Annotated in this window: 16 protein-coding genes; 7 read left to right on the forward strand and 9 right to left on the reverse strand. The window is 38.9% G+C overall.

Annotated features, from left to right (window positions below; genetic code table 11):
- The first annotated feature begins 5 nt into the window (after nt 1–5).
- Together FPK91_RS18835 and FPK91_RS18840 are read left to right on the forward strand one after the other, a co-directional pair.
- Nucleotides 6–623 (forward strand): outer membrane beta-barrel protein, encoded by a 618-nt coding sequence (locus tag FPK91_RS18835; RefSeq protein ID WP_144213293.1) that lies wholly within the window; start codon nt 6–8, stop codon nt 621–623.
- A gap of 14 nt (nt 624–637) precedes the next feature.
- The gene (locus FPK91_RS18840; RefSeq protein WP_144213295.1) at nt 638–1,588 is read left to right on the forward strand and encodes a D-2-hydroxyacid dehydrogenase; all 951 of its coding nucleotides are present in this window, start codon (nt 638–640) and stop codon (nt 1,586–1,588) included.
- Nucleotides 1,589–1,755: 167 nt separating this feature from the next.
- On the opposite strand, the gene purT is transcribed toward FPK91_RS18840, so the two are convergent.
- Complete coding sequence (gene purT, locus FPK91_RS18845; RefSeq protein ID WP_144214589.1) at nt 1,756–2,931, reverse strand: formate-dependent phosphoribosylglycinamide formyltransferase; 1,176 nt, start codon at nt 2,929–2,931, stop codon at nt 1,756–1,758.
- A gap of 249 nt (nt 2,932–3,180) precedes the next feature.
- Between purT and FPK91_RS18850 the strand changes: the two genes are divergently transcribed.
- Together FPK91_RS18850 and FPK91_RS18855 are read left to right on the forward strand one after the other, a co-directional pair.
- A complete protein-coding gene (locus tag FPK91_RS18850; protein ID WP_144213297.1) occupies nt 3,181–3,570 on the forward strand; it encodes a DUF3302 domain-containing protein in 390 nt (129 codons plus the stop codon).
- A 1-nt stretch (nt 3,571) separates the two neighbouring features.
- Nucleotides 3,572–4,717 (forward strand): HlyD family secretion protein, encoded by a 1,146-nt coding sequence (locus FPK91_RS18855; RefSeq protein ID WP_144213299.1) that lies wholly within the window; start codon nt 3,572–3,574, stop codon nt 4,715–4,717.
- Between the two features lie 73 nt (nt 4,718–4,790).
- Here the strand turns inward: FPK91_RS18855 and FPK91_RS18860 are convergent, their stop codons facing one another.
- Complete coding sequence (locus tag FPK91_RS18860; protein ID WP_144213320.1) at nt 4,791–5,333, reverse strand: DUF4136 domain-containing protein; 543 nt, start codon at nt 5,331–5,333, stop codon at nt 4,791–4,793.
- A gap of 216 nt (nt 5,334–5,549) precedes the next feature.
- Between FPK91_RS18860 and FPK91_RS18865 the strand changes: the two genes are divergently transcribed.
- Nucleotides 5,550–5,873 carry a DUF1289 domain-containing protein gene (locus FPK91_RS18865; RefSeq protein WP_144213322.1) on the forward strand — a complete coding sequence of 108 codons (324 nt, stop codon included), beginning with the start codon at nt 5,550–5,552 and terminating at the stop codon, nt 5,871–5,873.
- Nucleotides 5,874–5,946: 73 nt separating this feature from the next.
- On the opposite strand, the gene FPK91_RS18870 is transcribed toward FPK91_RS18865, so the two are convergent.
- The 7 genes from FPK91_RS18870 to glnD all read right to left on the reverse strand — a co-directional run bounded on the left by FPK91_RS18870 (nt 5,947) and on the right by glnD (nt 12,991).
- The gene (locus FPK91_RS18870) at nt 5,947–7,209 is read right to left on the reverse strand and encodes an ATP-binding protein (protein ID WP_144213324.1); all 1,263 of its coding nucleotides are present in this window, start codon (nt 7,207–7,209) and stop codon (nt 5,947–5,949) included.
- A 13-nt stretch (nt 7,210–7,222) separates the two neighbouring features.
- Nucleotides 7,223–7,936 (reverse strand): winged helix-turn-helix domain-containing protein, encoded by a 714-nt coding sequence (locus FPK91_RS18875; protein WP_144213326.1) that lies wholly within the window; start codon nt 7,934–7,936, stop codon nt 7,223–7,225.
- Nucleotides 7,936–8,355, reverse strand: a complete 420-nt coding sequence (locus tag FPK91_RS21280) for a DUF3019 domain-containing protein (protein WP_158638099.1) — start codon at nt 8,353–8,355, stop codon at nt 7,936–7,938. Before FPK91_RS21280 ends, FPK91_RS18875 begins: the two co-directional genes overlap by 1 nt.
- Nucleotides 8,356–8,357: 2 nt before the next feature.
- Nucleotides 8,358–9,230, reverse strand: coding sequence for a MipA/OmpV family protein (locus tag FPK91_RS18885; protein WP_144213328.1), 873 nt, complete (start codon nt 9,228–9,230; stop codon nt 8,358–8,360).
- A 139-nt stretch (nt 9,231–9,369) separates the two neighbouring features.
- Complete coding sequence (locus tag FPK91_RS18890) at nt 9,370–9,660, reverse strand: hypothetical protein (RefSeq protein WP_144213330.1); 291 nt, start codon at nt 9,658–9,660, stop codon at nt 9,370–9,372.
- Between the two features lie 171 nt (nt 9,661–9,831).
- The gene (locus FPK91_RS18895; RefSeq protein WP_144213332.1) at nt 9,832–10,317 is read right to left on the reverse strand and encodes a YcxB family protein; all 486 of its coding nucleotides are present in this window, start codon (nt 10,315–10,317) and stop codon (nt 9,832–9,834) included.
- Between the two features lie 31 nt (nt 10,318–10,348).
- Entirely contained in the window at nt 10,349–12,991 is a 2,643-nt protein-coding gene (gene glnD / locus FPK91_RS18900) for a [protein-PII] uridylyltransferase (RefSeq protein WP_144213334.1), read from the reverse strand.
- A 123-nt stretch (nt 12,992–13,114) separates the two neighbouring features.
- Between glnD and FPK91_RS18905 the strand changes: the two genes are divergently transcribed.
- Together FPK91_RS18905 and FPK91_RS18910 are read left to right on the forward strand one after the other, a co-directional pair.
- Complete coding sequence (locus FPK91_RS18905) at nt 13,115–13,825, forward strand: 16S rRNA pseudouridine(516) synthase (protein WP_144213336.1); 711 nt, start codon at nt 13,115–13,117, stop codon at nt 13,823–13,825.
- 99 nt (nt 13,826–13,924) lie between these two features.
- Nucleotides 13,925–14,884 carry a LysR family transcriptional regulator gene (locus FPK91_RS18910; protein WP_144213338.1) on the forward strand — a complete coding sequence of 320 codons (960 nt, stop codon included), beginning with the start codon at nt 13,925–13,927 and terminating at the stop codon, nt 14,882–14,884.
- The last annotated feature ends 228 nt before the right edge of the window (nt 14,885–15,112 follow it).

Raw genomic sequence — 15,112 nt, forward strand, 5'->3', positions numbered from 1 at the left:
GGCACATGAAATTAATCGCAACGGTAAGTTTAGTTAGTTTGGCTTTGTTATCGACTTCTGCAGATGCTGAAGTCTTTGTTTCCCCATTTGGTGGATATAGTTTTGGCAGCAGCGAATTCGATATTGGTGATGTTAGTATTCCAGAATCAACAGGGGGCCTGAAAATTTCAGAATCGGAACATTATGGGGTCATGGTCGGTGTGACCACTAATGATCCAGGTAACATATATTTTCTTTACAGCTCTCAACAAACTGACTTAAGAAGTAGTTCATTTACTTCTGATGTGTTCACTGATCTCGACGTTGACTACTTCCATGTCGGTGGGAGTTTATTTTTCCCCAACGGTAATTTCAAACCGTATGTCACTGTGAGCGCTGGCGTTACTCATATGCGTCCAGGAAATGACTTTTCGACCGAAACAAAATTTTCAATGGGCTTCGGTGGTGGTGTTGCTTATGAAATAACACCTCAAGTCGCCTTATTTGCCGATGTTCGCGGTTATGCCACTTTTGTTAATTCAGATAACACTTTCTTTTGTGGTCCTAATGAATGTTTATGGCATATCTCTGCTGATGTTATGTGGCAAGGACAGGCCAATGTCGGTCTAGAGTTCAAATTTTAATTAGGTGACCGAACATGAAAATAGTGGTGCTTGATGGCTTCACCCTAAATCCAGGTGACTTAAGTTGGTCATCCTTAGCTAAACTGGGTGATTTGACGGTATATGATCACACTGACGCTGCAGACATTATTATTCGCTGCCAAGATGCAGAGGTCGTTTTAACCAATAAAGCCGTTATTGGTGCAGATGTCATCCACCATTGTCCCAAACTCAATTATATTGGTGTCACAGCGACAGGGACTAATGTTGTTGATATTAACGCAGCAGCATCTCGGAATATTGTTGTGACTAATGTTCCTGCTTATGGACCAGATGCAGTTGCGCAAATGGTGTTTGCATTGATTCTACAACATACGCAACAGGTAGACTTGCACCATAAAGCGGTTAATCAGGGGCTGTGGAGTCAATCAAGAGACTTTTGTTTTACCCTAGCACCATTAACATCACTTAAAAATAAAACCATCGGTATTGTCGGTTACGGTGACATAGGACAACAAGTTGCCAAGTTAGCACTCGCTTTCAATATGAACGTTATCATCAATACTTCAGCTCGAAAGAGTGACTTACCCGACGGTATAGAGTGGCAACCGTTAGGCGATCTATTAGTGCAATCAGATATTGTGTCGCTACATTGTCCGCTTAATCAAGCTACCGATAATCTGATCAATAATCAGAGCCTTACGTTATTCAAAGCTAAAGCTTTATTAATTAACACCGCAAGAGGGGGATTAGTGGATGAGTTAGCACTTGCAACAGCACTCAATGCCAATAAACTCTTTGCTGCTGTTGACGTGTTATCAAGTGAGCCGCCAGCTGTAGATAACCCATTGTTGTCAGCAAAAAATATTGTCATCACCCCACATATTGCTTGGGCGACATTAGAAGCACGGTCAAACCTACTCGATATTGCAGTCAATAATGTGGGACAGTTTTTACAAGGTAAAAACTGCAACAAAGTAAATTAACCTTTGGGGTCCAGTTTAGCGTGTTATGAAATTAGAATGTCATGTAGAAAGCTTATTAAACTCATACCCAATTGCAAACCTAAACCTAAACCCAAACAACAAAGCCTAATTTCATTCTTGAAGTTAGGCTTTTTTTGTCACTAATATTGTTATTAACACGCAGTGAGTTAAAAAATCACTTGGATTTTAGCTGCGGCTGATTTAGCTTTTTCAATGGCGTTGGCAACATCAGTGTCTCTTGCCAAAGCAACACCTAATCTTCTTCGACCATTAATATCAGGTTTACCAAATAATTTTATTTGAGTGTCAGCTTGCTCTAATGCTTCAGCGACGCCTTGGTAGCGAATATTTTCAGATTTCCCTTCAGCCAAAATAACTGCTGAAGCACTTGCACCATGTTGTCTAATTTTAGTGATAGGTAAACCAAGAATCGCTCTCACATGTAATGCAAACTCGGATAAGTCTTGGCTGATTAATGTCACCAAGCCGGTATCATGTGGTCTTGGAGACACTTCAGAGAAGTACACTTCATCGCCTTTGATAAACAACTCAACACCAAATAGTCCATAACCGCCAAGTGCTGTGACTACTTGCTCGCCGATTTGTTGTGCTCTAGTTAATGCTATTTCAGACATCGCCTGCGGCTGCCAAGATTCACGATAGTCGCCATCTTCTTGTCTGTGACCGATAGCGTCACAATAATGAATGCCATTAACTGCACTGATGGTAAGCAAAGTAATTTCATAATCAAAATCAACAAAACCTTCAACAATGACGCGACCACCGCCAGCACGACCGCCTTCTTGTGCATATTGCCATGCTTGAGCAATTTGGTCGGTCGATTTTATAACGCTTTGACCTTTACCTGACGAACTCATCACAGGTTTAACTACACAAGGTAAACCTATTTTGCTAATAGCTGTGGTGAATTCAGTTAACGTGTCGCAAAAGAAATATGGTGAGGTTGGAATGCCAAGGGTTTCAGCAGCCAAACGGCGAATACCTTCACGGTCCATGGTCAATTGAGTTGCTTTCGCGGTAGGTATTATGTTGATACCTGTTTGCTCTAGGGCAACTAAAGTTTGCGTGGCAATGGCTTCGATTTCAGGAATAACTAAATGCGGTTGCTCTAGTTCAATAACGTCACGTAATGCCTTTTCATCAAGCATGTTTACCACATGGTAGCGATGTGCAACTTGCATGGCTGGGGCATTGGGGTAGCGATCGACACCAATAACTTCAATACCAAAACGTTGTAACTCGATAGCGACTTCTTTACCTAGCTCGCCACAACCTAGAAGCATTGCTTTAACTGCACCATCGGTTTTAGCAGTACCAAAGATGAAAGGGACTTTGTTATTCATTATTTAACCTTGTAGGGGGAAAAAATAGCAACGGAAGTGTACCTTCTATTCATATTTGATTGATTAGCAAAAGCTATAAATGTGTAAAGGATCACGTGAAAACTCCTTTTTATATAGCGAATAAAGCCATTTAATTGGTTATTTTATTGATCGCGCTGTGTTACCTTAAGGTTGTTGTTTTGTTTGCTTAATTTAACTTTTGGTCGTGGTTAATGATAGGAGTGTTATATGTTTCTGGATTATTTTGCTCTAGGACTTTTGTTCTTTGTAGCATTGGTTATTTTCTACGGCGTTATCGCAATTCATGATATCCCATATGAAATAGCAAAAAAGCGTAACCACCCACAGCAGGATGCTTTACATATTGCTGGTTGGGTCAGTTTATTTACCTTACATGCTATTTGGCCTTTTCTTTGGATTTGGGCGACTTTATACCGAGAAGATAGAGGTTGGGGATTTAGTGACGAGAAGAAACGTGAACTTATTCTTGAAGGTGAAGTAAAAGTGCTGATGGATACGGTAAGTGACTTGAGCCAGCGTTTAGCGGCTTTAGAAACGCCTTCGAAAAAAGCACCTGTAAGCCCAGAGTCTGAACCTAAGCAAGATCAAGGAGCGTAATATGGATCTTCTACTCATTTTAACCTATACCGCTTTTTGTGTTGCGATATTCAAGATTTTTAAGATCCCATTGACCAAGTGGACAGTTCCAACAGCTGTTTTAGGTGGTATAGCACTCATTGGTACATTATTAGTCTTGATGAACTATAACCATCCATATACCAAATTCGCTCGAGAATACTTCGTTTCAATTCCTATTAACCCTGCGGTTAGAGGTTTAGTTGTTGAAGTTAATGTGAAGCCGAATGTCCCAGTTAAAAAAGGGGATATCTTATTTAAAATTGATCCGACTCCTTTTGCCGCTGTCGTGAAGGAAAAGCAAGCAGCACTTGAAGATGCTAAGCAAGCTGTGCCTCAGCTAGAAGCTGCATGGGAAAGTTCAATTGCACGTTCAACACAAGCAGAAGCCAATAGAGACCGAACCAAGTCAGCTTATGAGCGTTATGATGAAGGTCGTCGTAAAGGTGGCAAGAACTCTCCATTTTCTGAAATCGAATTAGATAATAAGCGTCAATTATATTTGGCTGCAGAGGCATCTTATAAATCTGCTTTAGCTGACGAAATCGGTTATCGATTGGCATTTGAGTCTAATATTGACGGTGTTAATACTGATGTGGCAGTGATGCAAGCTGAACTTGATGTTGCAGTATTTAATTTAGAACAAACGGAAGTTAAAGCGCCTGTCGATGGTATGGTCACTCAAATGGCACTTCGTGCTGGTGTAATGGCTGTGCCAATTCCACTGCGTCCAGCAATGACGTTTATTCCTGATGAAGACCGCTATTTCGCTGGTGCTTTTTGGCAAAACTCACTGCTGCGATTAAAGGCTGGTGATGATGCTGAAATTATCTTAGATTCTATGCCCGGTGTGGTTCACAAAGGTAAAGTCATTAAGGTATTACCAGCAATGGCTGAAGGTGAAATCCAGTTTGGTGGTTCATTACGTTCTTCAAATGATCTGTTTACCCGCGGTAGAGCATTAGTATTAATTGAGTTAGATGATGACACTCTGCGTACTAGTTTACCTGCAGGTGTAGCGGGTCAGGCTGCTATATATACAGAGCACTTCACGCATGTTTCGATTATTCGTAAAGTATTATTGAGAATGCAAGGCTGGTTAAACTATTTGTTTGCTGAAGCTCATTAGAGATCTTTAACATTATATAGATACAAAAAAGTCCGCAATTGCGGACTTTTTTATTTCTGTAATTTACTGCTATTTATTTAACTGAAGGCTGAGGTGGAAACTGAGCAAGAATAGTATCGATAGTTTTAGTTGTTTCAGCCACTTTCTCATCGCCACCGGATTCAAAGTCATATTCGTCGGTACCACGCCAAATCAACCTGTTTTCTTTAGCATCAATTATATCGATTTGAATCACTTGAATTTGCGCACTGTTACTGCCTATTGGAATCCCCATACTGGTACCAACTCCAATGCTTCCATTACTACCACTTGTGCCAGTGCCTAGCCCAATAGAAAGGCCTGAGCTTTTTGGCTTTTCTTTTGTTAAGAAGGCATAGCTTACAACAAAGTCACTTTCTTGTTGTTCAGTGAAGTTCTTTGCTAACAAGTTGTTTCGGATGCTGGCTCTAATCCTTTCAGCGCTTAATTGATCACCTTGCTCTGGTATTTCAATAAAGTGAAAGGTTGTTAATTGATTAAAGTCATATTTTGTATCGTAATCAGACTTACCTGTAGTGCTTTGGCAGGCACTTAACCCCAATATAAGAATAAATGAGAGCAGTAAACGGGAAACCATAAGTGACTCCAGATTGATAATAAATAAGGTGTTTTGATGCTAATTAATACGTAAATATCATAACTAGTTTAAGCCAAAGTAACAGAGTTAACCAATCTTACGCTATGATTTATTTGATGAATATAAATGCATGAATATGGCATTTTGGTTAATAAGTGCTAAGTTAGAATAATAATCGTTCAATCATTTATCAATTTATCGGCTTAACAATAATATATGGAACAACTTAGCTTTCTCTCTGTGCCCAGTCCTTGCATCGGTGTCTGCCAAACAGACGCTCGGGGCTATTGTAATGGCTGCTTAAGGAATAGGGATGAACGCTTCAATTGGCTGCACTTTTCTGATGCTCAAAAGCATAATATTATTAGGCTGTGCTTACAGCGGAAACGTCGTAGGCAATATGCTAAATTTAAAGCGCATCAAATTGCGGTTAAAGAAGAGCATGCTTTGGTTAATCCTCAGTTTAATTTTGACGTTGAGCCAGTTGAAGGCGATCTTACTGAAGAAAAAATTGATTTGAATGATTTTTCGTTAGATTAAGCTTTGATTTAGACCTTACCGGATGAAGATAGGAGTAGATATTACTTTTCAGTTTTGCTTCGTTATGGCCAATTTAGCGCTTTATTCGAGGCCAAGTTAAGGTGAAGGCTGTTATTTTATTATCGCTTTTTAGTGACACAGAGCCCTTATGACGCTGCATAATACGCTTGATAATGGCTAACCCTAAGCCGTGTCCTTTATTGCCCTGATGTTGTGACTTACTGCGATAAAAAGGTTCGAATAACTTTTCCTGATCTTCTTCTGGAATCGCATCTCCATCATTAGATACCGTCAGTAATACATGAGTGTCGTTGTAACTTAAGAATACGTTAATTTCGATATCTGCATATCGTTGGGAATTAGTAATCAAATTTTGAATTGCCCGTTCGACTAAGGGTAATTCTGCCATGATACAAAGTTCGTTTATCTTGTGAGTAAAGTGTATTTTTTTATCGCTTAATGGCACTAGACGATTAACCAGTTCCTCAGTGGTTGAGACTAATTCACATTGTTCAAAACTGGGTTCTTGCTGCACTTCTAAACTGGCGTAAGTTAATAGCTCTTGCAGTAAGGCTTCCATTTCTTTGATATCCATTTGCATTTCATCAAGAAATTCTAGTCTCCGAGTTTCATCACTATTTGGTAAGCAATATTGAGGTAGTAAGGCGAGAGCAAATTTGAGTCTTGCCAATGGTGTTCTGATTTCGTGAGATACCGCATTTGAAAGATGCTTCTGGTTCTCAATCAAATCACTGATATGCTGAGCCATATCATTAAAAGTGTTAGCCAGTGGCGCTACTTGTGATCTCGCATTGAGCTCTATACGCGTATTCCATTTTGCTTCACCAAAATTTTGAGTGGCTCTCTTAAGGGTTTTGAGATCTTTAGATAATGGCCAAACCCAAATTAATGCAACAAAAGCTAATGATAAATAAAAGAAAATAGTAAACAAACCGCGTAATTTTTCTCGAGGGTCAATATCCATCGGACCAACCATAAGGACTTGATCGTCAACAGCTATAAATTGTAATTCATGGCTTTTATCAGTCGTCGTTGTCACAATTTGGTTAGCAGAAAACTCGACACTACCACTGAGTGCAATTTCGTGTTTTTCAAATAATGCTAAAGGGTAGGGGTGCTGGGCTTGTATGACCGAAAGTTGCTGATGTCGAACATCTTTAGGTTGTTGCGCTAATAATAAAGCAAAGGCAATAAGAGGCGAGTCTATATTCTCGTGTTCATCGAGTTGTTGCTGCCAGAGGCTATCTAAAGTCCAGCCTATACCTAAAATACTTAAACTAAGTAATAGGTATAGGCTAATGAAGAGTCTTTTCAAATTCTTCTATGGTTTAGTTATTCCACGCTTCTGGCGCGAATAAGTAACCTTGTCCCCAAACGGTTTTGATTCTAAATGGTGTTTCAATACTGTCTCCGAGCTTTTTACGCAAGCGTGAAATTCGCACGTCAATTTTTCTATCTTTACCATCAAAATCAATATTGAGTAAATATTGATAAATATATTGTCTACTTAATACTTGTCCCGCTTGTGAAGCAAGTAACCACAATAGTTCAAACTCATGGCTGGTTAAGTCTACTTCAGTGTTACCTAAGCGAATAGCTTGAGTATGTGGGTCAATACTTAACTTACCAAAGCTTAAACAATGTGATTCTGGTTTAGCAGGCTGAGCCTGTCGACGCAGTAAATTGTTTATACGGGCGACTAATAAACTTGGTTCCACCGGTTTAACGACATAATCATCAGCGCCTAATTCAAGGCCTTTGATTTGGTCTTCTGGTGAACCTAACGCACTCATTAACAATATTGGCCCAGCAAAGTAGTCTGGTAGTTTTTCACAAAGGCTTAATCCATCAAGTCCAGGTAGCATGATATCGAGTAAAATAATATCAGGCTTATAACTAATTAATCGTGTTAAAACGGTATCGCCACGTCGTTCAACTTCAACGTGCATATCGTGTGACTTTAAATAGTCGACAATTAGATTGGCAAGACGAATATCATCTTCGACCAACAGAACTCTATGAGTTGATTGCGGGGTTGCCATTAAAATAGACTCCAAGGGTTACGGTAACGTCTGCGAACTTTGGGTTCCGACGTTGTAGTGATTTTTAGGGTTACGTCCGCCAATTCATTATTATTATTTTTATTTACCAGGACAAAATGAATGTCTTGGTTTGTTTTAACTGAAATTTGCAATGAATGTTCATTAACTGAATCACTACACCACCGCTTCATCGATTGATAGTTTGAAACTATGCAGACGAGTTGTTCGGTGTTTAGCAGCCAACTAAGCTCAATAGACATCTCACAATGTATATCATGGGAGTCTTTTAGGCATAAATGAGGCGTAGCCGAAAGCTGTGCTTGCGTCTCAAGCGTATCAGCTTTGACACAGAAAGCACTAAATATCAGTATTAATATACCGAAAAAGTGATAGACCCTTTGTTCTTGCCTAGATGACAAGATTAGAACCTGTATGCAGCTCCAACGAAATAGGAGCTTGAGTAATCTTCATTAATTATAGGGCTGTCAATTATTTCATCTGCTAACTGGATATAGCGCGCGGCGATAAGTAAATCCCAACGCGGTGAAAAGCTATAACGGGTTGTTAATTCGATCGCTTTATTCCAGCCTGAGCTAGGTTGATATTCTTGACTCCAGTATGCATTTTCACTTTCCCTAATACCATAGTAATATGAAATAACTTCTGAACTTTTCCAGTCGGCGTCTAATGATAAATCAAAGCTGAATTTATCTATGGCTAAAGAGTATGACCAGCTAATCCCTGCTTCCTGACCATTATGGACATCTAATAGATCATGAGCAGCAAAAATCTTTAATATACCTAATTTGCCATACCAAAACAGTTCAGCTCCGCCGTATACTGTGAAGTTTCTATTTTCAAGTTCATCAATAATATTTGGTTGCTCCACTTCTTCTACGTGAACATTACGAGAAGGGAGGATGTCAGTGGCATTAGCACTGGAAGTTTGTGTCGTGAATATATTGGATGGATCCCAGCGATAGAAAAAAGCACGTTCATCACTATAGCTCGTTGCTAAATTGATGGTGAAACTTTCTTGCTCTGTAAGTGTGTAGCCAATATTGAAGTTATCGAAGAACCAGTTTTCACCGTAATAGGCGATAGAAGGTATGACGTAAATAGGGATATCGTCATAGTTATTTACAGGATTTGTTTTATTTCCCCAACCCAAGGCTATGCTGATATCCCACTCGCCGACAACAATACAGTCATCTTCATTTTGACACGGTTCATCAGCCATAGCTGGCATGAAAAATGAGTATAAAGTGACAAATAAGAGCAACAATCGATACATCAGAAAAATAACCTAAGCTAAAAATACATTTCGAATTAATGTAACTTTATCATTGATTGTTATTTGGCTAAATTGCTTTCTCTCAATTGATACAAACTGATACTGATGTGACTTTGCTTTTGACTTGTTTTTTATTTTGTTACCGAGGTATTTTTTTTTCGTTATTGCTGTTTTTTGAGGAATCATCATTGATGATTTTTTCTTCAGTGCTAAGACGTTGGTAACCCATTTCTATTAGCTGCGCATTTATGCAATCTACTATGAATTGTTGTTTTTCAATGATATCTACTTGATCTTCTATTGCGATCTTCTGGCATGCATCAGTAAGTGAATTGATGGTATCAATCGGTGGAGTCAAGTTGTTAGCACTTACCAAGCTACTGAACCCGCTTGTGGTAAGCAAACTGATAATAAGCAGTGCTTTTTTCATAGTATGTTCCTTTATGAGAACTATTATTTTATGGCTAATTTTTAGAGGCTAACCAATGAGGAAATGACTTTTAGCCTCTGAACATTATTTTAATACTGATTTTATCATGAAGTAAAATAGCTATCGCTAATCTTCAATTGCATAGATTAGTGTACATAAATATCAATTAGTTCATTTGCGGCGGATAAAATCAATCGAAGCAGTATCTAAACAACGTTTGGAAATATAATGTTTAGCGGTTTTAGTTGCGATAAGAAAGCCTTGCTCGGTCTCTGACACGCGATAAACTTCATTCCAGAGTAACTGATGATCGATATAGGCTGATTTGGTGTGTATACCTTGCTCATCGATAGTAAGATTGACAGGGTTACTCGCTGATTTACTCATAAGCTGCCTCATCAACCACCATGCGCGATTAAATCGAACTTGTAAGCCTTCAACGATACCAAGACCAATGGCAAAGTAGGCAATATAGGGATTAACATCAGTTGCAGTTAACATAAAGCCCGCAACAACAAATGCTAAGGCTTTTAAGTAACGTTTAGGGCTGGTATTTATCTCGACGGACTCATCGAAGGTTTCTTCAAAGTGAGACCGATCTAAAATATATTCAATCGAATAACTATAAGGTGTTGTTTTTACTTTACTGCCTGACATACATCGCTCGTTACAATCTTAATTGGGGTAATTATAAGGTTGAAGTGATCGATTTAACTAATTTTTCCTGCAATTCTATCTGCTCTTCTTCAGAGAGTTGTGAGCCATATTGATTTGATAATGCAAACACATTATCAGCTCTTTCTCCTACGGTACTGATCGCTGCTGAATGAATGGTTAAGTCTAATGACCTGAAAGCGCTGGCTATTTGCCCCATGAATTCGTGCGTTTCTAAAGCAAGTACATGCACTAATGTTCGGTCAGCTTTCTTAGAGTGAATGAACTCAATGGTTGGCTTATTATCGAAGTTTTTCGTATGTCTTGATGGACGTTTGGTCGGTGGCGTTACATTGTTATCAATGACCTGACGTAACTTTAAGGTGACTTGTTTGCGGCGCTGGGCACTAAAAATAGATTTGCCATCAAAATCGAGTACTTTGAATGCTTCAACCACATAGCCATCTTTTGTCTGAGATATCTGGGCTTGTTTCACTGAAATTTTTAAGGTCGATAAGGTGTTAAATAGTGAAATAAATAATCCAGGTCTGTCTTTGGTATAAACAAAAACGTCACTACAGCCGTTTACGTTACTGTCATCAACTAAAATTAAAGAGGAAGTATCACTTTCTGAGCCTATTTCATGCTCCAGTTGGTGGGAAAGTATCCCTAAAGAATATTTCGCTATTTCACAGGGTTCAGCATTACTGAAAAATGATAATGGCAGTCTTTTCCAAAGTCGCTGAATATTGTCATTTAGCTCAGTGGTAATTTCAGCTTCTTCACTAATAATACTTAACGCTTCTTGCTTATGTTCTCTGACCACCGTTCTGAGCTGTAATACATTCTCAAGTCCGTTGCGTAATGCTTTACGTGTCGCAAAATAGAGGTCTGTTAATAAACTGGCTTTCCAATCATTCCAAAGGTCATCGTTGGTGGCTTGTATATCTGCAACGGTTAAACAATAAAGTGCATCAAGTTTGGTGATGCTACCGACTGTTTTAGCGAAGGTTTTAATGACTTCCGGATCGTGAATGTCCATTCGTTGGGAGGTAATAGACATAAGTAGGTGTTGCTCGACCAGCCAACTGATTAACTGTTGTTGTGAGTTTTTTAATCCATGAAAGCTGGCAAATAGCTTGGCATCTACAGCCCCTAATTTACTGTGATCACCACCTCGACCTTTAGCAAGATCATGGAACAATGCTGCGAATAAAATTGACTCTTTAGCTTGAAAACGACCGAAAATATCTGCAGCGAGTTTTTGATCTGGTTTGATGCCATCTTGAGTTAAAGAATAGAGGTTTTTTAATAATTTATGGGTGTGTTCATCAACCGTGTAAGCATGAAATAAATCAAACTGCATTTGCCCTACGACTTCACGCCATTGGGGGAAATAAGAAGCTAAAATACCATGCTGATGCATTAAGGTAATGGCTAGGCCCATGCCTTGTGGGTGTTTGAATAGTTTTACAAATAACTCTCTGCAGACTTGGTAATCTTGCAAATCGCCCATTAAGCGACGTCGTACCTGTCTTAATAAGCGCAGTGTTTCAGGGGTAATGCCTTTAATTTTGCAATTATATTCAGCAATGAAATAAAACATCGACATAATTTGGGTGCGGTCAATGAATACATCTTGGTTACGCGCGTTAATCTGACCGTTCCAAATCTCAAAATTATCATTGATAGGAATGATGTTGTTTTGCTCTTGTGGCGCAATTTCGCGTTGAAAATAGGCCATAAGCATCAAGTTTAATTCGCGTGTACGTTTCATTGCTCGGAACAATTGGCGCATCATTTTTTCAATAGTGATGTTGCCACTGTCACCAAACCCCTGCAATTGAGCAACTTCGGCTTGATGTTGCAGTAATAACCGATTCTCTGGTCGACTGGATGCTCGATGTAGTGCAAATCGTGTCCGCCAGATAAAGTTTTGACACTCCATTAATTCGGCATACTCATCATCAGTCAGAAACTTAAGGGTTTTAAGGTCTTTTAGATCATCAATTGAAAAATGCTTGCGGGCTATCCAGGTAATGGTTTGGATATCCCTCATGCCACCGGGACTATTCTTTAAGTTTGGTTCAATATTAAATGCTGTGCCTTGGGCTTTATTATGTCTTATTTGTTGTTCTTCAAATTTTGCATTAAAGAAGTCTGCACTACTCCAAACACTTTCACCGTAAAGTTTACTGATAACCTGGTGTTGATGATTTTCATGTCCACAAATATGACGAATTTCAAGCAGGGTAGTCGCGATGGTGACATCTTCTCTACAAGCCACAAATGTGTCATCTAAGCGTCTAACTGCATGACCTAAATCTAAACCTAAGTCCCAAAGTTGGGTAAGGAAATCGCTAATTTTAGCGGCGTCAGCAGAGGACAAGGTATCATTGTGGATAATACAAATATCGATATCAGAAAAGGGATGCAGAGTTTGTCTACCGTAACCGCCAACTGCGTTGAGAGAGATCTCATTAGTATCGAATGTAAAACAGTGCCAAAGGTGGCTGAGTAATTTATCGAAGTATTTAGCGCGAAGGGTGAGGATCTCACCTATAGAGCTACAGGTGACTTGTGTTTCTAACCAGATATCAAAATCAGTAATGGCCTGTTTTAGTTCCGCAATGCTCATTTCTGGCTGTAAAATCGGATAAACTGGTTGAGAAGACATATAACTCCTTGTTGATATACTCCCTTTTAGGGTATGCGATTTAGTTTACCAACTCAAACTATCCAGTAAAATCATTCGTAATAAGTTAATTCTTTTAAATATTGAAATGAGAATAAATTAAAAATGCAGAGTAAAAGAAGCCGTTTAGACCAGTTTTTGGCAAAAAGGCTACAACAGCCAAAGAAGGCTATCAGATTGATTTTACTCGCTGGTCGTGTACAGCTTGATGGGGTTATCTGCAAAGACATGGATCGTCAAATTGATGAATTTACCCATATCTGTTTTGATGAGAAAACTTTGCAAAATAATCGCAAGCAGTACTACATGTTGCACAAACCTGTAGGTGTCGTGAGCGCGACGATAGATGATATTCATCAGACGGCTCTGTCTTTGTTAAGAGGTGTTGATCTCGATTTAATGCATATTGCAGGACGACTCGATTTAAATTCTACCGGTTTATTGCTTATAACCAATGACAGTAAATGGTCGCAAGCGTTAATGGCGCCAGAGACTAAAGTCAGTAAACAGTATTTGGTTACGTTAGAAAATCCCATCGATGAAAGTTATATAAGTGCTTTTAATGAAGGAATGTATTTTGACTATGAGGACTCAACAACCTTACCTGCTCAACTTATTATTGTGTCTGATTTCCAAGCGAGGGTGACGTTACAAGAAGGTAAGTATCATCAAATAAAGCGTATGTTTGGCCGTTTTAGAAATCCTGTAGTCGCTCTGCATCGGGAGTCTATTGGTAATTTAGTGCTCGATAAAGCCTTAGTGCCAGGTCACTTTCGTCATCTCACAGATTCAGAAATTAACTTAACCCAAACTTAAGGGAAGCTTAACTTAAGCTTAAATAGCGGAAGTAGATCAATTTATTCTAATATTCACCATGCTATGTTTGAAACAATAAGGTGATTATTAGGTCAAATAATGGATTTCAAAGCGCTTAAAAAAATCAGTGAGTTAGATGTGTTTAGCCTATTGGTTTTTAAAATTATTTACGAAACGGGTTTTGCCAATCTTGCAGCAAGAGAACTCAATGTTTCAGCGCCTAAAATTAGCCGTTGTCTGACATCATTAAGGTTAATTTTTGAAGATGAATTGTTTTATCGTCGCCAACAAGGCTTAAGAGCTACAGCCCTTGCCGAGCACTTGTATCAACCTATCTGTAATTTCTGCGAATCAGCATCTCAAATCGAAAGAATCATCCAAGAAGGTAATAGCACCAATTCTTCATCGGTGCTAAATATTGCAGTGACTCCCGGAATCATCACCTCTTTAGCGATGGAGCTCGGCAGCGAAAGCATTATGGATAAACTGGGTAAAGTACGAATACATATTTGGAATGAGCATTCGGAAGATTTAATTCATCAGGGTGATATTGATATAGGAATCAATTTTTCCCCTGCAAGCGTAACCGATCTGGTATCAGAAAGCCTTGGCGTGGCTAAATCAACTTCGATAGTGGCCAGAAGAAATCATGATCTTTGGAAAAGTGGTAACATTTGCTTAGATGATATTGCTGAACACCCATTTTTGATTTTAGAAGGGGCCGGATACAACGATAAGTTAGATCCTTTTCAAGTATATTGCCGCCAAGCAGGTATTGAGCCATCTAGTGTGAGTAGAGTGAGATCTTCAGAGGAGTGGTTTTGTCATTTACTCACTATGCGCAGTTTCAGCTTTATGACCCCATCAGAAGCTAAAATGGCAAAGAACTTTTCTGCATTACGTGTGGAGACTTTATCTGCTGTTGAAAGAGAAAAATTAGCTGGAGGTGGCATGAATCCTCAATACCATTTAATTGAAAGAACAGCTACGTATCGACCTTACTGTCAAGATAGTCGCAAGTTAATCTTAGATACCGTCGTTGGCGTTATCACTGCTTAATATTCAAATTGGCCTCAATAGAGGTCTTAGAGTTAATGGCATAATGGCTTTTCACTAAACCTCAACTCCTCACAAAACCTCACTTTTTCGTTAAATCGTAATTTCTCGCCAGATCTCAATTTCTAGTAATAACTCAACTGCTAAAAACGAAAAAGCCTTAATTCATAAACTTTACAGATTAATTTTATGATTAACGGTTTTTTACTATATCCCTACTTTTTATAGGCC

The sequence above is a fragment of the Shewanella donghaensis genome (assembly GCF_007567505.1).
GTDB classification, from domain to species: Bacteria; Pseudomonadota; Gammaproteobacteria; order Enterobacterales; family Shewanellaceae; genus Shewanella; species Shewanella donghaensis.